General features: G+C 70.0%; 18 protein-coding genes and 1 tRNA gene. 9 read left to right on the top strand and 10 right to left on the bottom strand.

The features are described from left to right. The first annotated feature begins 3 nt into the window (after window positions 1-3). Window positions 4-843 carry a trehalose-phosphatase gene (otsB, locus tag G531_RS0102215; RefSeq protein ID WP_035756844.1) on the top strand — a complete coding sequence of 280 codons (840 nt, stop codon included), beginning with the start codon at window positions 4-6 and terminating at the stop codon, window positions 841-843. Here otsB and G531_RS0102210 read toward each other — a convergent pair. The 4 genes from G531_RS0102210 to G531_RS0102195 form a co-directional block, all read right to left on the bottom strand. Beyond that, window positions 763-2,121: a glycosyltransferase 87 family protein gene (locus G531_RS0102210; protein ID WP_026926003.1), complete on the bottom strand. Its 1,359-nt coding sequence runs from the start codon at window positions 2,119-2,121 to the stop codon at window positions 763-765. The genes otsB and G531_RS0102210 overlap by 81 nt on opposite strands. Before the next feature lie 44 nt (window positions 2,122-2,165). Further along, window positions 2,166-2,242 (bottom strand) — tRNA-Ile (locus G531_RS0102205). Window positions 2,243-2,303: 61 nt separating this feature from the next. Continuing rightward, window positions 2,304-3,140, bottom strand: a complete 837-nt coding sequence (locus tag G531_RS0102200) for an HAD-IIB family hydrolase (RefSeq protein WP_026926002.1) — start codon at window positions 3,138-3,140, stop codon at window positions 2,304-2,306. Beyond that, entirely contained in the window at window positions 3,137-3,970 is an 834-nt protein-coding gene (locus G531_RS0102195; RefSeq protein WP_026926001.1) for a hypothetical protein, read from the bottom strand. Before G531_RS0102195 ends, G531_RS0102200 begins: the two co-directional genes overlap by 4 nt. A gap of 191 nt (window positions 3,971-4,161) precedes the next feature. Here G531_RS0102195 and G531_RS19830 point away from each other — a divergent pair, with 191 nt between their 5' ends. The 8 genes from G531_RS19830 (at window position 4,162) to G531_RS0102155 (ending at window position 12,177) form a co-directional block, all read left to right on the top strand. Continuing rightward, window positions 4,162-5,334, top strand: a complete 1,173-nt coding sequence (locus G531_RS19830; RefSeq protein ID WP_245630411.1) for an AAA family ATPase — start codon at window positions 4,162-4,164, stop codon at window positions 5,332-5,334. 62 nt (window positions 5,335-5,396) lie between these two features. Beyond that, window positions 5,397-6,389 (top strand): DUF58 domain-containing protein, encoded by a 993-nt coding sequence (locus G531_RS0102185; protein ID WP_373277275.1) that lies wholly within the window; start codon window positions 5,397-5,399, stop codon window positions 6,387-6,389. Continuing rightward, window positions 6,389-7,357 carry a VWA domain-containing protein gene (locus tag G531_RS0102180; protein ID WP_026925999.1) on the top strand — a complete coding sequence of 323 codons (969 nt, stop codon included), beginning with the start codon at window positions 6,389-6,391 and terminating at the stop codon, window positions 7,355-7,357. The genes G531_RS0102185 and G531_RS0102180 overlap by 1 nt, the downstream gene beginning before the upstream one ends. Then, entirely contained in the window at window positions 7,348-8,313 is a 966-nt protein-coding gene (locus G531_RS0102175; protein WP_026925998.1) for a VWA domain-containing protein, read from the top strand. Before G531_RS0102180 ends, G531_RS0102175 begins: the two co-directional genes overlap by 10 nt. Before the next feature lie 5 nt (window positions 8,314-8,318). Next, window positions 8,319-9,275: a VWA domain-containing protein gene (locus G531_RS0102170; protein ID WP_026925997.1), complete on the top strand. Its 957-nt coding sequence runs from the start codon at window positions 8,319-8,321 to the stop codon at window positions 9,273-9,275. Window positions 9,276-9,626: 351 nt separating this feature from the next. Continuing rightward, window positions 9,627-10,643 (top strand): type IV toxin-antitoxin system AbiEi family antitoxin domain-containing protein, encoded by a 1,017-nt coding sequence (locus tag G531_RS19825; protein WP_051214919.1) that lies wholly within the window; start codon window positions 9,627-9,629, stop codon window positions 10,641-10,643. Window positions 10,644-10,798: 155 nt separating this feature from the next. Next, window positions 10,799-11,512, top strand: coding sequence for a YggS family pyridoxal phosphate-dependent enzyme (locus G531_RS0102160; protein WP_026925996.1), 714 nt, complete (start codon window positions 10,799-10,801; stop codon window positions 11,510-11,512). 167 nt (window positions 11,513-11,679) lie between these two features. Next, a complete protein-coding gene (locus G531_RS0102155; RefSeq protein WP_026925995.1) occupies window positions 11,680-12,177 on the top strand; it encodes a DUF3145 domain-containing protein in 498 nt (165 codons plus the stop codon). A gap of 264 nt (window positions 12,178-12,441) precedes the next feature. Here G531_RS0102155 and G531_RS0102150 read toward each other — a convergent pair whose 3' ends face one another. The 6 genes from G531_RS0102150 to G531_RS0102125 form a co-directional block, all read right to left on the bottom strand. Next, window positions 12,442-13,899 (bottom strand): acyl-CoA carboxylase subunit beta, encoded by a 1,458-nt coding sequence (locus tag G531_RS0102150; RefSeq protein ID WP_026925994.1) that lies wholly within the window; start codon window positions 13,897-13,899, stop codon window positions 12,442-12,444. Continuing rightward, window positions 13,899-15,161, bottom strand: a complete 1,263-nt coding sequence (locus G531_RS0102145; protein WP_026925993.1) for a beta-ketoacyl-[acyl-carrier-protein] synthase family protein — start codon at window positions 15,159-15,161, stop codon at window positions 13,899-13,901. The genes G531_RS0102150 and G531_RS0102145 overlap by 1 nt, the downstream gene beginning before the upstream one ends. Window positions 15,162-15,374: 213 nt before the next feature. Next, window positions 15,375-15,620, bottom strand: coding sequence for an acyl carrier protein (locus G531_RS0102140; RefSeq protein ID WP_026925992.1), 246 nt, complete (start codon window positions 15,618-15,620; stop codon window positions 15,375-15,377). An 87-nt stretch (window positions 15,621-15,707) separates the two neighbouring features. Further along, a complete protein-coding gene (locus G531_RS0102135) occupies window positions 15,708-16,697 on the bottom strand; it encodes a beta-ketoacyl-ACP synthase III (RefSeq protein ID WP_026925991.1) in 990 nt (329 codons plus the stop codon). Then, window positions 16,694-17,911: an acyltransferase domain-containing protein gene (locus G531_RS0102130; RefSeq protein ID WP_026925990.1), complete on the bottom strand. Its 1,218-nt coding sequence runs from the start codon at window positions 17,909-17,911 to the stop codon at window positions 16,694-16,696. The genes G531_RS0102135 and G531_RS0102130 overlap by 4 nt, the downstream gene beginning before the upstream one ends. A gap of 150 nt (window positions 17,912-18,061) precedes the next feature. After that, window positions 18,062-19,192: a PucR family transcriptional regulator gene (locus G531_RS0102125; protein WP_373277276.1), complete on the bottom strand. Its 1,131-nt coding sequence runs from the start codon at window positions 19,190-19,192 to the stop codon at window positions 18,062-18,064. Window positions 19,193-19,304: the final 112 nt, after the last annotated feature.

The following is a 19,304-nucleotide window of genomic DNA, read 5'->3' as shown; positions in this document are numbered from 1 at the left end:
GGCATGACCGCCGAGGAGCAGTTGTTCAGTGACGTCACCACCCCGCAGGGCCGCGCCGGGTGGGCGGCGATCATCGCCGATCCGGCCGCCGCCCTGATCGCGCTCGACTTCGACGGGGTGCTGTCCCCGATCGTGGCCGATCCGGAACAGGCGTACGTCCTGCCCGCCGCGGTCGACGCGATGGCCGAGCTCGGCGGACGGATCGGCACGCTGGCGGTGATCACCGGGCGACCGGTCCAGGCGGCGCTGCGGCTGGGCGGCTTCGCCGGACGGGCCGGGCTGGAGAAGTTGATCATCCTGGGTCAGTACGGGGTGGAGCGGTGGGACGCCGCGACCGGAGAACTCACCACCCCCGAACCGCCCGCGGAGATCCAGCAGGTGCGGGACCGCCTGCCCGCTCTGCTGGCCGAGTGCGGGCAGCCCGATCTGTACGTGGAGGACAAGGGCCGCGCGATCGGCGTACACACCCGGCGCGCGTCGGATCCGCAGGCGGCGCTGGACGCCATCACCGGCCCCCTGCTGGACCTGGCCGACGAGCTGGGGTTGCAGGCCGAGCCCGGACGCAATGTGGTGGAGATCCGCGCGGCCGGGTTCGACAAGGGGTCGGCGCTGCAGGGGCTGGTCGCCGAGCGGACCGCCGGGGCGGTGGCGTACGCCGGGGACGATCTGGGCGACCTCGCGGCCTTCGACACCGTCGACCGGTTGCGCGCCGCGGGCACGCCGGGGCTGCTGCTGTGCTCGGCCTCCGACGAGCAGGACGCGCTACGACCCCGCGCCGATGTCGTCTGTGCCGGACCGGCCGGGATCGCGGCCTTCCTGACCCACCTGGCCGGCGCCCTCTGAGCCGACCGCCGCGGGGGCCGGGCGGGTCGCGGCGCTCCCGTCGACCGGGGTGCGGCGGCGTACCCGCCACTCGAACCAGGCCGCGATCAGCAGCATCGCCAGTGACAGGAAGAAGCCCCCGGCGGCGAACAGGTTCTGCTTGATCGTGTAGTGCCGCTCGGGCCCGATCAGGAACTTGTAGGGCAACGCCCAATAGGGATTGACCATGTACCACACGGTGGTGGCCAACATCGCCACGCGCAACAGCATCGGGGTGGTACGCCGGAACGCGGCCACCGCCAGGGGCAGCAGCCAGGTCATGTGGTGTACCCAGCCGACCGGATTGACGATCACGGTGATGAACCCGAGCAGGCTGAGCGACAGCAGCAGGTCCCCCCGCCGGGCGATCAGCACGCACACCACCATCGTGGCCAGCAGCACCAGGCCGCTGATCGCCAGGCCGACCAGCTCGCTGCTGGGGTGCCACTTCATCATCCGGATCGTGTGCGACACGATCGACTGATTGTTCAACCACCCCATCAGGGCCGGGTTGGCCCCGGAGTCGCCGCCGGCCAGCCGGGTCCAATAGCCGAGCGAGGCGCTGGGGGCCAGCAGAAACCCGACCACGACGGTGCCGAGGAAGGACCCCACCGCGACCAGACCGGCCCGGCGCCGCCGGATCAGGAACAGCAGCAGGATGAAGGCCAACGGGGTGAGTTTCAGCCCGGCGGCGATCCCGGTCAACAGACCGGTGGGCAGCGGCCGCCAGCGCGGGAAGATCCGCTGGGTGATGCCCTCCCCGGGGTAGAGGTCGAGGAAGACCAGGAACAGCACCAGAATCCCCAACTGGCCGAACTTGAGCACGTCGGTGAACGGATACATCCACAGGATGACCGCGCCCGACAGCACCGAGACGTGCCAACCCCGGAAGCCGAGCCGGTAGACCACCGCCATCACCATGAGGGCATTCACCGCCGCCCAGATCGTCTGGGACACGGTGAAGTCCAGCGGGAGCAGCAGCAGCGACGGCAGCAGCGCGAACGGCGGGTAGATGAACGGGGATTCCTTCACCCGGTAGAAGTCGACACCCTTGGCCCAGTCGATCGCCGCCTCGCGATAGACACGCAGGTCGGCCATGTTCGGCTCCCACGGCAGCAGGTGGGCGTCGACCTGGGTGGAGGTGGCGTACCAGGCCGCCAGGATCGGAAAAATGGCGCCGAGGGCCAGCCACAGCATCTGCGACCAGTCCACCAGCGGCTTGTGCACCTTGGCGGTGGCCGCGCTGGCGGTGCTGCCCATCTGCTCTCCTTCGCTCACCGGGTGACCCGGTTGTCGGGCCACGGTGGTACGGCGAGTGGGGCTCGAACCCACGACCCAAGGATTATGAGTCCTCTGCTCTGACCGGCTGAGCTATCGCCGCGTACGCCGGGATCCCCGGCTGGCCAAGCTTAACCGCAGTCCGCGCCCGGACGGGTTCTCCGCTACGCCAGCCAGCTCAGAATGGTCCGGCCCACCCCGGAGTCGGCATTGCTGCCGATGCGTACGCCGACGCTGTCCAGCGACTCGTGGGCCTGGGCCATCACATGCGGGCGGCCGGCCCAGTCCAGCATGCTGCGGTCGTTCGGCATGTCCCCGAAGGCGGCCACATCGGCCGGGTCGATGCCCTTCTCGGCGGCGTACCGGGCCAGCATGGAGGCCTTGGAGATGCCCGGCGCGCTGAGTTCGACCAGCCCGACCGAGGTGGTCATCGAATGGGTCACCGTCACCGTGTCGCCGACCGCGGCGTGCACCGCGGCGGCGAGGTCGTCCCCGTTGTGATGCAGGTTCTGCACCAGCAGCTTGACGATCGGTCGGGCCACCAGCTCCTCCGCGGGGGCCTCCAGAAAGCGTGGATCCCGCCGCTCCTGGGTACTCATCAGGGTGTGGAAGGTCGGCTCGTAGCCGAACTCGATGCCGCACTCCACCGCGAAGGCGGAGCCCGGAACCAGGCGGCGTACCTCGGTGATCACCTCGCGGGCGACCCCCGCGTCGACCGGCTCGGCATGCACCTGGGAGTCGGTGGTCAGATCCCACAGCAGGGCGCCGTTGCTGGCGATCACCTCGGTGTGGGAGGTGGCCAGCGGATGGTCCGGGGCAATCGGCAGTTCGTTGATCACATTCAGCCAGCGCGGCGGGCGGCCGGTGGCGAAGACCACCGCGATCCCGGCTTCGGCCGCGGCGAGGACGGCACGCAGATTCAACTCGCTCACCGTCCCGTCGGGGGACAGGAACGTCCCGTCCAGGTCGGTGGCGATCAGCTTGGGCAGGTCGGTGTTCACAGGCGGGAATCCGGGGTCGGGGAGCCCTTGCCGGACTCACTGGGGGAGGCGGTGGCATTGCTCGGGCTCGGCGAGGCGCTGGAATCGCTCGGGCTCGGCGAGGCCGAAGAACTGCTGGAGGAGGACGGACTCTGCTGCGGCGGCGGCGGGGACTGCGGCGGCTCATTGTGGAACAGCAGGATCGCGATCAGCACTGCGATCGCGGCCAGCACCAGCATCAGCAGCCAGGACGCCAGGATGGTCACCCAGCCGCCCCGGTCGAAGCGGCCCGGCCACGGCAGCGGCCAGATCCGGTTGCGTCCCGGCGCGGTCTGCTCGGCCCAGTAGTGCCGGTAGTCCGGTCCGCTCTCGCGGCCCTTGGGCGGCAGATCCTCCAGGGTGACATCGGCCAGCAGGGCCTCCGCGATCCGCGGGGTCGCCGGGTCGGCCAGCGACAACGCGACCCAGGGGGCGAGCCGGTCGGCATGCGGATCGGCGATCGAATCGGAGGACGCCTCGGCGTCCACATGTTCCTGCGGGTGATACCGGCGGCCGAGCCGACCGGAATCCTGCTCGTAGCCACCGCGGGCGATCACGGTGTCGATGTGCTGCTTGTTCACCAGGCCGGAGAAACGGTCCCGGGCCGCCTTGTCGGCCGCCGCGCCCTCGGAGAGTTGGACCACCACGACCGGGTCCCGGTCGGGATCCTCGGGGGCCGGATGGGCCAGGTAGGCGGTGCCGGAGGCGAACCGGAACAGGGCAGCGTCCAGCCAGTAGCCGCCGATCTCGGGTTGATCGTCGGGAAGCAGGGGCGACAGTGGGAACTCCGCCGACAGTTCATTCCTGGTCATCGCCACCTATCTCATCACACGTGCGGTAGCGATCGTGGTTTCGCCGAGGTGCGTACGCCTGACCCACCCTCTGACAGACCCACCCGCTGACTGACCCACCCTCTGACAGACTTGGGCCGGTGTCCAGGGTGCGCGCTAGGGTGCAAGGTGTTGAATCCTGCCCGGCGCCGGACCAGTTTCAGGAGAAGTGCGTGACCAATTCCGAGAACATCAGCAATGCCGAGGCAGCCCGTCTGCTGGGCGACTCGATTGCCCAGGTCCAGCGGGTGATCGTCGGCCAGGAACATATGGTCGAACAGCTGATGGTCGGTCTGCTCGCCAAGGGGCACGTGCTGCTCGAAGGTGTTCCCGGCGTCGCCAAGACCCTCGCGGTCCGCAGCTTCGCGACCGTGGTCGGCGGTGATTTCGCCCGGATCCAGTTCACCCCGGACCTGGTGCCCTCCGACATCATCGGCACCCGGATCTATTCCGCGAGCCAGGAGCGGTTCGACATCGAACTCGGTCCGGTCTTCGTGAACTTCGTTCTCGCCGACGAGATCAACCGGGCCCCGGCCAAGGTGCAGTCGGCGATGCTGGAGCTGATGGCGGAGAAGCAGGTCTCCATCGGCGGGCGGACCTACCCCGCACCCCAGCCGTTCATCGTGATCGCGACCCAGAACCCGGTCGAGTCCGAGGGCGTCTACCCGCTGCCGGAGGCGCAGCGCGACCGCTTCCTGCTCAAGGTCGACGTGCCCTATCCGCACGGCAACGAGGAATTCGAGATCCTGCGCCGGATGAGCGTCAGCACCCCCGAGCCGGATCCGGTGCTCAACCCCGACCTGGTCCGCGCGCTGCAGGACAAGGCCTCGGAGGTCTTCGTGCACAACCTGGTCGCCGAGTACATCGTCCGGCTGGTGTTGGCCACGCGTACCCCGCACGAGTTCAACATGCCCGACCTGACCTCGGTGATCCAGATCGGCTGCTCCCCGCGCGCGACGCTGGGCCTGGTCGCCGCGGCCCGGGCGCTGGCGCTGATCCACGGCCGCGACTACGTGCTGCCGACCGATGTCCAGGCCGTGGCCCGCGACGTGATGGCGCACCGGCTCGTGCTCGGCTTCGATGCCGTCGCCGACGACATCAATCCGGTGCAGGTGATCGAGCGGATCGTGGCGATGGTGCCGCCGCCCACCCCGGTGTGGAACACCGAACAGCGTCAGGCCAGCCACGACCAGCACCACCAGCCGGACTTCCGGCAGCAGCAGATCCAGCCCGAGTACGCCCAGCAGGGCTATCCGCAACAGTCCGGCTATCCGCAGCAGCCACAACCGCAGCAGCCGCAGCCGGGCTCCTACCCCTCCGCCCAGCCGCAGTACCCGGGTAACTGAGGCCGCCGGTGGCACGACACACTGATCAGCCGATCGGGGGACCGAACGCCGCTGCCGCCTCCGTGCTGGCCGAGCCCACCGGGGCCACGCTGCCGTTGTACCAGCTGGCGCCGGAGGCGGCTCTGCGTCGCCTGGAACTGGCGATCGTCCGCCGGCTGGAGGGCTATCTGCAGGGCGATCACCTCGGCCTGCTGCCCGGTCCGGGCACCGACGCCAACGACGCCCGCGCGTACGTGATCGGGCAGGACGATGTGCGCAAGATGGACTGGGCGGTGACCGCCCGGACCACGGTTCCGCACGTACGCGACACCATGGCCGACCGGGAACTCGAGGTCTGGGCCCTGCTCGATGTGACCCCCTCGATGAACTGGGGGACCGGCGGGGTGACCAAACGGGACCTCGGCATCGCCGCCATCGCCACTATCGGCTTCCTGTCCCAGCGGATGGGGGACCGCTTCGGTGGGCTGATCATGCGCCCCGACCGGATCAAGCGGTCCCCGGCCCGGTCCGGTCGCACCGCTCTGTACGGGCTGCTGCGGAGCATGCTCACCGAGCCGGTGGTGCCCGACCACGCCACCGGACCGTTCGATCTGCCGCAGGGGATCGAACAGTTGAACCGGACCGAGCGCCGGCGCGGCCTGCGGGTGATCGTCTCGGACTTCCTCACCCCCGGGGACCACGAACTCGACCCGGACATCCCGCCGCCGTGGGAACGGCCGCTGCGCCGGATGTCGGTCCGCAACCAGGTGCTGGCGGTCGAGGTGGTCGACCGGCGGGAGCTGGAATTCCCCCGGGTCGGGGAGATCCTGATCCGCGATCCGGAAACCGACTTTGAACGGTATGTCAATACTGGTGATGTGAAGGCCCGGGAACGCATGAATGCTGCCGCCGCGGCGCAGCGCGAGCGGATCCGGCTCGCGTTGCGGCGGGCCGGCTGCGGGCACATCCAATTGCGCACCGACCGGGACTGGGTCCAGGACATCGCCCGCTTCGTGCTGGCCTACCGCCGCGTGGCGAGCATGCTGCACGCTCCGCCGCAGGGGGTGTCCCGCTGATGCTGGACTGGTTCCCGAGCGAGTTCAATGAACCCTGGCGGTTGCTGCTGCTGGTGCTGATCCCGCTGATCGTGCTGGCGTACATCCTCGCCTCGCGGCGCAAGGGCCGCCGTGGCATGCGCTACACCAACACCTCGATGCTCGCGCAGGTGATGCCGAAGCAGTCCCAGTGGCGCCGGCACCTCGCGTTCGCGCTGTCGTTGCTGTCCCTGGTCACCCTGACCATTGCCTTCGCCGAACCGGTGCAGCTGACCAAGGTGCCCCGGGAGCGGGCCACGATCGTGCTGGTGCTGGATGTCTCCCGCTCGATGGAGGCCAAGGACGTCTCCCCGGACCGGATCACGGTCGCCAAACAGGCCGCGAGCACCTTCGTGGACCAGTTGCCCAAGCAGTTCAACATCGCCTTCATCGCGATGTCGGGCAATCCCCAGGCCGCGGTCGACCCGACCCAGGATCACCAGGTCGTCCAGAACGCGATCCGGGCCGCCCAACTGCGGGACTCCACCGCGATCGGCGACTCGATCACCCTCGCGCTCAACTCGTTGCAGAAGGCACCCAAGAGCGACAACGGGAAGGACCCCGCCCCGGGCGCGATCGTGCTGCTCTCCGACGGGCAGAACACCACCGGGATCCCGGCGGTGCAGGGGGCGCAGCAGGCCAAGGACGCCAAGGTGCCGGTCTACACGATCGCGTACGGCACCGAGAACGGCTACGTCGACCTCGACGGGCAGCGGCTGCAGGCGCCGGTGGATCGCCAGGAGCTCGCGCAGGTCGCCAAGGTCGCCGGCGGGAAGGCGTACCAGGCCAAGGACGCCGGCCAGCTCAGCGAGGTCTACCAGAACATCGGTTCCGACGTCGGGTACGAGGACAAGCGGACCGTCAGCAGCGCGCAGTGGGCCGGGTACGGTCTGGCATTCGCGGTGGGAGCGGCGCTGGCAGCGATTTCGCTGGCAGCGAGGTGGCCGTGATCGCCCTGCTGCTGCCGGAGTTCGCCGAACCCGGCCGACTGACCGCCCTGCTGCTGATTCCGCTGCTGGGCGTCGGCTATCTCGTGCTGCACCTGCGCCGCCGGGCCGGGCGCGGCTCCGATGCTGCCGAACTGGGGATGGTCCAGCGGGACCGGGCCTGGCTGCGGCACCTGGTGGTGGGCCTGGCGCTGTTGAGTCTGGCCACGCTCACCATGGCCTGGGCCAAGCCGCAGGGCGATGTGCTGGTGCCGCGGCAACGGGCGACGGTGGTGATCGCGATGGACGTGTCCTACTCGATGCAGGCCGATGACGTGAAACCGACCCGGCTGGCCGCCGCGAAGCTGGCCGCGCGCAAGTTCGTCACCGACATGCCGGCCACCTACAACGTCGCCCTGGTCAAGTTCGCCCGCAACGCCTCCCTGGTGGTGCCGCCGACGCAGGACCACCATCAGGTCACCGACGCGATCGACGGCCTGGAACTGGCTCCGGCGACCGCGATCGGGGAAGGCATCTACACCTCGCTGGACGCGCTGAACCTGCTCCCACCGGCCGCCGACACCAATGAGCCGGTGCCGGCCCGGATCGTGCTGCTCTCCGACGGGAAGAACACCGTCGGGCGATCGGCGTTCGACGCGGCCGCGGAGGCCCGGGCCCGGCAGACTCCGGTGGACACCATTGCGTACGGGACGCAGACCGGAATCGCGGTGATCAACGGCGAGAAGGTGGCCGTGCCGGTCGATGAGCTCGAACTGCGTGACATCGCGGTCGCCGGGGGCGGCAAGGCGTACGCGGCGAAGTCGGCGGGGCAGCTGCAAGAGGTGTACCGCGATATCGGGAACTCCCTGGGGTACATGCAGAAGAAGGAAGAAGTATCGGCCCAGTACGCGGGGTTCGGGCTGGTCTGTGCGGTGCTCGCGTGTCTCGGAATCGGATCCCTAGCAGCGAGGTGGCCCTAACAGTCATGGTTGGATTGCCCGAGTCGTTCGCCGCCCCGGTGCGGTTGTGGTGGCTGATCGCCGTGCCGGTGCTGGCCCTGCTGTACCTCGTGCTGCTGTATGTGCGCAACTCCGATCGGGACGTCTCCGACCTGCAGGTGATCAAGACCGATTCGCCGTGGAAGCGGCACCTGTCGGTGGGGTTGGCGCTGCTGAGCCTGACCACCCTGACCGTCGCCTGGGCCGGGCCGCAGGGCACCGAGGAGGTCCCGCGGGAGCGGGCCACGATCGTGCTGGTGATGGACGTGTCGTTGTCGATGGAATCCGATGACATCGCCCCGTCGCGGCTGGAGGCCGCCAAGAAGCAGGCGGTCGTCTTCGTGAACTCGCTGCCGCGGGGGTTCAATGTCGCCCTGATCGACTTTGCCCGGCGGGCCAGCATGGTCGAGGCCCCCACCCAGGATCGGCAGAAGGTGATCAACTCCATTCACGGCCTCAGCCTGCGGGAGTCGACCGCGGCCGGGGAGGGGATTCTGACCGGCCTGGATTCCCTGGCGTACGTGCCGCCGGATCCCGACCACGCAAACCAGCCCCCGCCGGCGGCCATGGTCGTGCTCTCCGACGGGGAGTCGGTCACCGGGCCCGACCCGGTCCGGGCGGCCCGCACCGCCAAGGATGCCGGCGTACCGGTGAGCACCATCGCCTACGGCACCGCGCGCGGGGTGATCCGGGACCGGTACGGGCGGACCCAGGACGTGCCGGTGAATGTCACGCAGTTGGCCCGGATGGCCGAGGCCGGCGGCGGTAAGGCATACACCGCCGAGAGTGAGGATCAGCTGGCCGGAGTGTACGCCGACATCCGTCGCTCGGTCGGCACCGACACCGTGAGCACCGACATCTCCGGGACCTATGCCGGCTACGGTCTGGTGCTGGCCGTCCTGGCCGCGCTGGGGGTTGCCTCGCTCGCGGCCCGCTGGCCGTAGGCACCGCCCGGGGTGGGGGAATCCCGGCGACCGGCTGCGGCCCACCGGTGTCCCGCGACGGCTCGGGCGCGTCCGGGACTTCCCGCGATGGCTCGTGTTTGCCCGGGGCTTCCTGCGACGGGTTTGTCGACGCACTCCTCTCCTGCATATCCCCCCTCCAGCCGGCGACGGATCCTCGCGCCCCGCGACGGCTGCAGTAGGCGCAGGAAAAGGAGTCCGTCGCCGGTCGACAGCTCCAGTCGCTGACTCCCGTGACCGCGGGGCAGCAGCACGTCCCGCACCCGGAATTGACCTGTGGATAACCCCGTTCCGGGGCAGCGGTGGGATATCGGACTGCGCTGGACTGAACCCATGGATCTCGAGATTTTCAGCACCGCGTCCCTGCTCGGTCAGGGCTTCACCACCGCTTCCCTGCGCCGGGCGTGCGCCCACGGGGAATTCGTCCGGCTGCGCCGCGGCAAGTACCGCCGGGCCCGGCCGAGCGACCGCCAGCCGGTGACCCAATGGCCGCCGGGGGAGGCCGAACTCCGCCACTGCTTCCTGATGGCCGCCGCGCTGCCGATGGCCGACGGGACGGTCTTCAGCCATCACAGCGCAGGGGTCCTGCACGGGCTCCCGGTCCCGTTCGGCGACCTGGCGGTCATCGCCACGCTGCGGGACGGATCCGGTCAGGGAACATCGAGCCGGAGCCGGAAGCTGCGGCGGGCCGCGTTGCCCGACAGCGATGTCATCACCGAGCACGGCGTACCGGTGACCACGCTGGTCCGCACCGTGGTCGATCTCACTCGGACGCTCGCCTTCCCCGACGGCGTCGCCGCGGCCGATGCGGCGCTGCGGGCCGACCCGGCCGGCGGCGAGGAACTGCGCGCCCAGTGTCTGGCGGCACTGCGGGCCCGGCAGACGGGCAACACCATGGCGCGGCGGGCGCTGACCTTCGCCGATCGTCGGTCGGAGTCACCCGGGGAGTCCCGGTGCCGGGCGACCTTCGCGCTGGCCGGCGTACCTGAACCCACGCTGCAGTTCGAGGTACGCGACGGTCGGCGCGAGCTGATCGGCCGGGCCGACTTCTGCTGGGAGCGCTATCGGGTCCTGGGGGAGTACGACGGCACGGTCAAGTACGGGCGTGACCTGGCTCCGGGGCTCAGCATCGAGGACATCGTGTTCCGGGAGAAGGCGCGGGAGAACCGACTGCGCGAACAGGGGTGGCAGGTGCTCCGGTTCGTGGCCGCCGACCTGAGGGACCCGGCGCAGGTGCGGGCACGGCTGGAACGGGCCTTCACCCGGGGCAGTGCCGGCGTACCCGCGACGGGTTCGACGTCCTCGCGATGGCACCTGTCTCCCGCGGGTGTGGCAGCACCCGCCAGGTGAGCCTCCCCGTAGCGGGCCCGACCGGGCCGTCGCAGGAAGGGAGGTGAGCGAAAGACCCGTCGCAGGAGCAGACTCGGCGGCAGAACCCATCGCCGGATCGGGGCCGCAGGGCAATCCGAGCGGCACAGCCGCCCGGGGCGCCCTAGAGTGGCGCCATGTCCACCATCGCAGAGAACCTCCGAGACATCCAGGGACGCATCGCCGCTGCCTGTGCGCAGGCCGGCCGCAACCCGGAGGAGGTACGCCTGCTGCCGGTCTCCAAGACGCACGGGGTGGACAAGATCCTTGAGGCCCACGCCGCCGGGATGACGCTGTTCGGGGAGAATCGCGTCCAGGAGGCCGCCGACAAGGCGCGCCACCTGGCTGACACCGACATCCGGTGGGCGCTGATCGGCCATCTGCAGACCAACAAGGCCCGCGACGTGGTGACCTTCGCCAGTGAGTTCCATGCCCTGGATTCGCTGAAGATCGCCGTGGAGCTGGACAAGCGGTTGCAGGCGGCGGGCCGTGGCCTGGATGTGTTCGTCCAGGTGAACTCCTCCGACGAACCGCAGAAGTTCGGCATTCCGGTCGATGAGGTGCCCGACTTCTGTTCCCGGCTGGGGGCGTACGCCTCGCTGCGGGTCCGCGGTCTGATGACGCTGGCGGTGTTCTCCGACGACCGGCACGAGGTCGGGGCCTGCTTCGAACGGATGCAGCAGTTGCAGGAGCGGCTGCGCCACGACGACCGGGCGGTCGGTACTTACGACGAACTGTCCATGGGCATGTCGGGCGACTTCGAACTGGCCATCGGTTACGGTGCCACTACGGTCCGCGTCGGCCAGGCGATCTTTGGAGCACGCCTGGATCCGAACGCCTATTGGAGCTGACCACCCGGCTGTTCGGGCTCCCGGCCGGCGCCTGTGAGCGCCCGCACACCGGCGTACAATCTGGTTCGTCTGGTGCAGAAGTGACTTGTGGTGCATGATGGTCTCGTTGGTTCCGCCCGTGTGGTGAGGCTGCTGGGGAAGGCAAACCTCGACCGTGGGAGAAACCGATGAGCACAACCTGTGGAGTCCTGTTCATTCACTCGACGCCGTCTGCGCTGTGCCCGCATATCGAGTGGGCAGTGGGCGGCGTGCTCGGCATGCCCGTCTCCTTCGACTGGCAGGCCCAGCCCGCCGAGCGAGGCAGCTACCGCACCGAATATTCCTGGCAGGCTCCGATCGGGACCGCTGCCACGCTGAGCAGCGCCCTGAAACGGTGGGGCCGGATGCGCTTCGAGGTGACCGAGGACCGCACCGCCACCAGTGACGGCGAGCGCTACTCCTTCACCCCGACCCTGGGCATTTTCCACGCCACAACCGGTCTGCACGGCGACATCCAGATCTCCGAGGACCGGATCAAGTCCGCCTTCGCCCAGGACGCCCTTGGCCGGCAGGGTTTCGCCGAGACGATGGCCGAACTGATCGGCGCCCCCTGGGACGGTGAACTCGAAGCCTTCCGGCACGCCGGGGACGGTACGCCGGTGCGGTGGCTGCACCAGGTCGGGTGACGGGTTCTGCGGGACGCGCCTTCCGGCGCTGCCGGGCAGCGACGCGGCGCCTTTCCAAGCCTTGGGTACGCAGCGGTCAGTCCTCAGAACTCATGTTCCAAAAGATAGCGCCGCTTTTCGCTTCCCGGCAGCGCCGGCAGTCCCGTCCGGTTCAGCGTCTGGGTGTCCCCCGGTAGCCCCCGAAGCCGGGTCCACTACCGACGACAACAGCAACGAGCCCGCCGAATCTCCCCGGCGGGCTCGTGTGCTGTCTGAGGTCTGAGGTCAGAGCGGGATGTTGGTGTGCGTCCCGCGGTTGCCCTCGTCATTGGCCCGGATCGCCTCGGCGATCGCCGAACGGCTGTCCCCGGGCTGGACCATCTCGTCGACCACGCCGATCTCGATAGCACGATCCACCCCACCGGCGATCCGCTCGTGCTCGGCGGCGAGTTCGGCCTCGACCTGGGGCCGGATGTCCTCCGGGGTCGCGGCCAGCTTGCGCCGGTGCAGGATCCGGACGGCGGCGACCGGCCCCATCACGGCGATCTCGGCACCCGGCCACGCCATCACCTTGGTGGCGCCCAGGGAGCGGGAGTTCATCGCGATGTAGGCGCCGCCGTAGGACTTGCGGGTGACCAGGGTGACCCGGGGGACACTGGCTTCGGCGAAGGCGTGCAGCAGCTTCGCGCCACGCCGGACGACCCCGTCCCATTCCTGGCCGACGCCGGGCAGGTAGCCCGGGACGTCCACCAGGACCACCAGGGGGATCCCGAAGGCATCGCACAGCCGCACGAACCGGGCGGCCTTCTCCGCGCTCAGCGAGTCCAGGCAGCCGCCCAGGCGCAGCGGGTTGTTCGCGATCACGCCGACGCTGCGGCCACCCAGGCGGCCGAAGGCGGTGACGATGTTCGGCGCCCACCGGGCGTGCAGTTCGAGGGTGCTGCCCTCATCGAGCACACCGTTGATCAGCGGGTGTACGTCGTAGGCGCGCTTGGGCGACTCGGGCAGCAGGGCGGCCAGGTCGCGGTCCTCGACGTCGTCGGCGACCACACCCTGGTCGGCGAAGAACTGGACCAGTTGCTGGGCCTGGGCCAGCGCGTGCGGCTCGTCGTCGGCGACCAGGTGCACCACGCCGGAGCGCCGGCCGTGGGTGTCGGGGCCACCGAGGCGGAGCATGTCGACGTCCTCACCGGTGACCGAGCGGACCACGTCCGGCCCGGTCACGAAGATGCGGCCCTCCGGCGCCAGGATCACCACGTCGGTCAGCGCCGGACCGTACGCCGCACCACCGGCGGCCGCACCGAGCACGATCGAGATCTGCGGGATCTTGCCCGAGGCCCGGGTCATCTCCTTGAAGATCCAGCCGACGCTGTCCAGCGAGGAGACGCCCTCGGCCAGCCGCGCGCCGCCGGAGTGCCAGATGCCGAGCACCGGGATCCGGTCGGTCATCGCGCGCTGGTACGCCGCCACGACCACGCGACAGCCGTCGACGCCCATGGCGCCGCCCATCACGGTCGGGTCGGAGCAGAACACCACGACCCGGCGGCCGCCGATCGACCCGGTTGCCGCGAGCATGCCGGAGCCGTCATCGGGGGTGATCAGTTCGACCGAGCCCTCGTCCAGCAGTGCGGCGAGCCGGTGATTCGGGTTGCGCGGATCCTCCTCGCGGGGGATCTTGACCTTCTTCTTCGGCGCGGCCGCGGCCTGCTCGGCGGACTCGTTCTTGGTATCGGTTGCGCTCATCAGGCGCTCACATTCTGGTTGGTGACCAGCACGGCGATGTTCGGCCCACCGAAGCCGAAGGAGTTGCTGATCGCGGCGAGGTCGCCCTGGCCGAGGGGACGGGTGGTGTTGGCGGCGATGTCGATGCCCAGGCCCGCTTCGGGGTGCTCCAGGTTGATCGTCGGCGGGACGACCCGGTCGCGCAGCGCGAGGACGGTCGCCATGGATTCCAGGGCGCCGGCGGCACCGAGCAGGTGGCCGGTCATCGACTTGGTGCCGGTGACCACGGCCTGCTCGCCGATCGCGGCCCGGATCGAGCCGGCCTCGGTGGTGTCCCCGGCCGGAGTGGAGGTGGCATGCGCATTCACATGCACGATGTCGGAGCCGGTGAGGTCGGCGTCGGCCAGCGCGCGCCGCATCGCCGAGGCCTGACCGGCGCCGGAGGGATCGGGCTGCACCATGTCGAAGGAGTCGGCGGAGTGGCCGACCCCGGCCAGGGTGCCGTAGATCTTCGCGCCCCGGGCGGTGGCATGTTCCAGGGTCTCCAGGACCAGCGAGACCGCGCCTTCGCCGAGTACGAACCCGTCGCGATCGACGTCCCACGGGCGGGAGGCGCGCTGCGGCTCGTCGTTGCGGCGCGACAGCGCCTGCATCTGGGAGAAGCCGGCCATCGGGAAGGGGTGGATGCAGGCTTCGGAGCCGCCGGCGAGGACCACGTCGGCGCGGCCCGAGCGCAGGATGGTCAGCGCCTGGCCCAGCGACTCGTTGGAGGAGGCGCAGGCCGAGACCGCGGTGTGCACCCCGGCCTTGGCGCCCAGCCGCAGGCCCACGTTGGATGCGGCGGCGTTGGCCATCAGCATCGGCACGGTGAACGGGGAGACCCGGCGTACGCCGCGCTCCTTCTGGATGTCCCAGTTGCCCAGCAGCGAGTTCATCCCGCCGATGCCGGTGCCGATGGCCACCGCGAGGCGGTCCCCGTCGACCTGGTTGTCCTCGCCGAGGCCGAAGCCGGCATCGGCCCAGGCCTCGAGGGAGGCGACCAGGGCGATCTGGCTGACCCGGTCCATCCGGCGGGCCTGCACCCGGGGGACCTGCTCCTCGGTCGGTTCGACCTTCAGGGTGGCGGCGATCCGGCTGGGCAGGTCGGCGGCCCAATCGGTCTCCAGCGCGCTGACGCCGGACTCACCGGCGAGCAGGGCGGCCCAGGTGGAGGCAACATCTCCGCCGAGCGGGGTGGTGGCTCCCAAGCCGGTGATGACAACGGTCTGTTCGGGGCGGGTCATGGACGGCTCCTAGAAGGTCGGTGGGTCGCGACGGGTGGCCGCGATGGCGGTTCGCTGAACTCGAGCCCGGCGCGCCTGCGTTGCGCTGCCGAGCGAGGCGAAGGTTCGGGGGTGCGGGCTGCTGAGGGATGGGGGCGCAGCTGCACCGAAGTGGATCCGGGGCCCCGAGCGGGCGGGCCCGAGGCCCCGGAGGATCGGCGCGTCGGGGACGCGTCAGTTCATCGCACGCTCGATGTGGGCGACGGCGTCACCCACGGTCTTCAGGTTCTTGGCCTCCTCGTCGGGGATCGAGACGCCGAACTTGTCCTCCGAGGCGTAGATGATCTCGTTCATCGCCAGCGAGTCGGCATCCAGGTCGTCGATGAACGACTTGTCCAGCTGGACGTCCTCGACGGGGATGTTGCAGACCTCGTGCACGATCTCGGCGACGCCGGCCAGGATCTCTTCAGTGGTAGCCATGTGGTTCTCCTTCGTTGTGGATTGGGTGAGACGGTCTGGATTGGGTGAGACGGGCGCAGCCGGTGGTCCCGACTGCGGTTCCGGAGATTACGGCAACCGGATGATCTGCCCGGCGTACACCAGGCCGGCGCCGAAGCCGACGATCAGCGCGAGCTGACCGGACTTCACCTCGCCGCGTTCGAACATCGCCTCGATCGCCAGCGGGATGGAGGCGGCCGAGGTGTTGCCCATGTGCGAGATGTCCCGGGCGACGGTGACGTGCTCGGGCATCTTCAGCGTACGGATCATCGCATCGATGATCCGGTCGTTGGCCTGGTGCGGAATGAAGACATCGAGATCGTCGACGGTCAGTCCGGCGCGCGCCAGCATCTCCAGGGTCTTCTTCGCGACCGTGGTGGAGGCCCAGCGGAACACCGGCTGGCCGTCCATGTGGATGTAGGGCGGCTCGTCGCCGGGTTCGTCCCAGTGCCGGGTGAGCCGGATGACGTCCTTGGCGGCGCCGTCGGACCCCCACACGACCGGGCCGATGCCGGGCTCGTCGCTGGGGCCGACCACGGCGGCGCCGGCGCCGTCACCGAACAGGAAGGCGGTGGTGCGGTCGGTCTTGTCGAGCTGCTCGCTGAGCTTCTCCGCGCCGATCACCAGGACCCGCGTCGCCGACCCGTTGCGGATCAGCCCGTCGGCCTGGGCCAGGCCGTAGCAGAAGCCCGCGCAGGCCGCCAGGATGTCGTACGCCGCGGCGTCGGTCGCGCCGAGCTCGGTCGCGATCTGCGGCGCGATCGCCGGGAACTGGGTCAGGTGCGACACGGTCGACACGATCACCGCGTCCAGGTCCGAACCCTGCAGGCCGGCATGGTCGAGCGCCTTGCGGGCCGCGCCCAGGGCCATCACCATCAGGGTCTCGTCATCGGTGGCCCAGCGGCGCTCGATGATGCCGGTGCGCTGGCGGATCCACTCGTCGGAGGAGTCGATCATGGTGCACATCTCGGCGTTGTCGACCACCCGGGAAGGGCGGTACGAGCCGATGCCCAGGATCGCACTGTGGGGTCCGTCGACGACGGTAATCTGCTTGCTCATCGGTCCACCTCGGTCGCGTAATCGTTTTCAGGGGCGGGGTGCAGCCGCAGCAGCGGCTGCCCCGGGCTGACGGGATCGTCCTCCTCGACCAGCCATTCGGTCACCAGGCCGCCGTGCTCGGTGACCACGGGGGTTTCCTCCCGCAGGTTGCGTACGCCGCCGACGGCACTGCCGGGGGCGAGCACCTGACCGGGTTCGACCCCGGGGGCCCGGGTGAAGTGGCCCTTACCGGGGGAGACCACCATCCGCCAGCTGGGGGTGTTGCTGATCTGGGAGGGCACCGCGCCGCGGGAGTGCTTCTCGACGAAGGCGCGCGCCTCGTCCAACTGATCGGGATCGTTGAGCGCGAACACCTCGACGTCCTTCAGGTTTCGCTTCGCGATCCCGGTCAGGGTGCCCGACGGCGGCAGCTCCAGCAGGCCGGTGACGCCCAGGTCGGCCATGGTCTCCATGCACAGGTCCCAGCGGACCGGGTTGGACACCTGGTTGATCAGGCGGCGCAGGTACTCCGCGCCGGACTGCACGATCTGGCCGTCGCGGTTCGACAGCAGCCGGACGCGCGGGTCGTGGGTGGAGACCGCCGCGGACAGCCGTTCCAGGCGGGCCACCGCGGGCTGCATGTGCTCGGTGTGGAAGGCGCCGGCCACACTCAGCGGGACCATCCGGACCCGGTCGGGCAGGTCCTTCGACAGTGCCTCCAACTGCTCCACGGTGCCGGCGGCCACGATCTGGCCGACGCCGTTGTAGTTGGCCGGGGTGAGCCCGTGCTTGCGGAGCCGCTCGACGACCTCGTCGGTGTCGCCGCGCAGGACCGCAGCCATCGAGGTCGGACGGACCGCGGACGCCTCGGCCATGCCGCGGCCGCGCTCGCGGACGAACACCATCGCCTGCTCGGCCGACAGCACCCCGGACGCGGCGGCGGCGGTGATCTCGCCCACGGAGTGGCCCCCACCGACGCCGATCTTGCCGAAGGCGTCGGCCGGGTGCGGGAACAGCGCCAGCGCGGTCACCAGTCCGGCGGCCACCAGCAGCGGCTGGGCCACCGCGGTGTCCTTGATGGTCTCCTCATCGGCCTCGGTGCCGTAGTGGATCAGGTCCAGACCGGAGACGGCCGACAACCACACCAGGCGGTTCTCGAGTTTCGGATCGGCCAGCCAGGGCTTCAGGAAACCGGGTTTCTGGGCGCCCTGTCCGGGCGCAACGATTGCGAGCACCCCTTAACCTTCTCCGGTTTTGCCCGGAACGTCGCGCGTTGCGGGCACAGAATCCACCCTGAGTGTTTTGTAGTGAACCTACAAAAGACTGTCGAGCGGGAGTGTCGCCGGTCACGTTGGCCAGCCTCTGTGCCGTGGCTCGGAACGCGCTCACCGTGCGGCGTAGAGCCGCCCGAGGGTGATCGCGATCCGCAGGACATAGGAATCGCGGGCATTCGACGGGTTGTAGCCGGTCACTTCGGCGATCCGTTTCAACCGGTAGCGCACGGTGTTCGCGTGCACGAACAGGACGCGCGCGGTGCCCTCGATCGACTGCCCCTGGTCCAGGAAGGTGACCAGGGTTTCCAGGAGTCCGGAGCCGGCGCCGAGCAGGGTTTCATAGACCTCCTGGCCCAGGGCCCGGCGGGCGTGCCCGTCCCCGGCCAGCGCCCGCTCGGGCAGTAGATCGGCCGAGGCGACCGGGCGCGGTGCCTCCGGCCAGGCGACCGAGGCCCGCAACCCGGAGGTTGCCGCGCGCGCCGAGACGGCGGCCTCCACGACGTGGTCGACCAGCGGGCCGACCACGATCGGGCCGGGGCCGAAAGCATCGCTGAACTGCTCCAGCACCCGGACCGGGCCGCCGTCGGCCTCCAGCGGCTCACCGCCGGCGATGATCACCAGGCGCTCGCCCTGCACCGCCGACAACAGGTCGATGCCCAGCTTCTGCCCGGCCCGACGCAGGTCCTCCCCGAGGTTCAGGTTCTCGGTGACCGGGGCGGTGCCGACCGCGACGACCACCCCGTGCGCGGTTCGCCAGCCCAGGGTGGACGCGCGGGAGAGGACGGCCTCATCGGTCTCCCCGCGCAGTACGGCGTCGACCACCAGTGCCTCCAGCCGGGCGTCCCAGGCGCCACGGGATTCGGCGGCGCGGGCGTACACCTCGGCGCTGGCGAACGCGACCTCGCGGGAATAGCGCAGCATCGCGGCCTGGACGATCGGGCGGTCGCCGCGGGGGAGCAACTCCTGGGTCTTGGCCTCGACCACCTCGATCGTGGTGCGGACCAGTTCGACGGTCTGGTGCAGGCTGATCCGGCGGGCCAGGGCGCGCGGGGCGGAGCCGAAGACCTCCAGGCCGGTCGCCGACGCGTCCGCCTCGGAGAACCAGTGGGTGAAGGAGTCGATCCCGGCGCGGGCGACCACCCCGATCCAGGAGCGGGTGCTGGCGTCCAGCCCGGCGAACCAGCCGTGCCGGCGCTCCATCTCCGCCAGCGTCGCGGTCGCGATGTCGGGCGCCAGGGCCACCAGGCGGCGGGTGATCGCGGCTCGGCTGCGCGGCGCCAGCTGGGGGGATCGGGCCCCACGTCCCTCGGTACTGCGCTGATCGCCGCTCATGAGCGACGAGCGTACCGGGGTA

The sequence above is a fragment of the Granulicoccus phenolivorans DSM 17626 = NBRC 107789 = JCM 15570 genome, assembly GCF_000423085.1.
Taxonomy (GTDB): Bacteria; Actinomycetota; Actinomycetes; order Propionibacteriales; family Propionibacteriaceae; genus Granulicoccus; species Granulicoccus phenolivorans.
Note: the sequence above shows the minus strand (reverse complement) of the source record. Positions and strands in the feature narration are given on the sequence as shown.

Excerpts from the sequence above, each read along its gene's own strand:
- G531_RS0102210 (WP_026926003.1), bottom strand. The coding sequence starts at position 2,121 with ATGGGCAGCACCGCCAGCGCGGCCACCGCCAAGGTGCACAAGCCGCTG.
- G531_RS0102135 (WP_026925991.1), bottom strand. The coding sequence starts at position 16,697 with ATGAGCAAGCAGATTACCGTCGTCGACGGACCCCACAGTGCGATCCTG.
- G531_RS0102170 (WP_026925997.1), top strand. The coding sequence starts at position 8,319 with ATGGTTGGATTGCCCGAGTCGTTCGCCGCCCCGGTGCGGTTGTGGTGG.
- G531_RS0102195 (WP_026926001.1), bottom strand. The coding sequence starts at position 3,970 with ATGACCAGGAATGAACTGTCGGCGGAGTTCCCACTGTCGCCCCTGCTT.
- G531_RS0102145 (WP_026925993.1), bottom strand. The coding sequence starts at position 15,161 with ATGACCCGCCCCGAACAGACCGTTGTCATCACCGGCTTGGGAGCCACC.
- G531_RS0102160 (WP_026925996.1), top strand. The coding sequence starts at position 10,799 with ATGTCCACCATCGCAGAGAACCTCCGAGACATCCAGGGACGCATCGCC.
- G531_RS0102140 (WP_026925992.1), bottom strand. The coding sequence starts at position 15,620 with ATGGCTACCACTGAAGAGATCCTGGCCGGCGTCGCCGAGATCGTGCAC.
- G531_RS0102155 (WP_026925995.1), top strand. The coding sequence starts at position 11,680 with ATGAGCACAACCTGTGGAGTCCTGTTCATTCACTCGACGCCGTCTGCG.
- G531_RS0102150 (WP_026925994.1), bottom strand. The coding sequence starts at position 13,899 with ATGAGCGCAACCGATACCAAGAACGAGTCCGCCGAGCAGGCCGCGGCC.
- otsB (WP_035756844.1), top strand. The coding sequence starts at position 4 with ATGACCGCCGAGGAGCAGTTGTTCAGTGACGTCACCACCCCGCAGGGC.
- G531_RS19825 (WP_051214919.1), top strand. The coding sequence starts at position 9,627 with ATGGATCTCGAGATTTTCAGCACCGCGTCCCTGCTCGGTCAGGGCTTC.
- G531_RS0102180 (WP_026925999.1), top strand. The coding sequence starts at position 6,389 with ATGCTGGACTGGTTCCCGAGCGAGTTCAATGAACCCTGGCGGTTGCTG.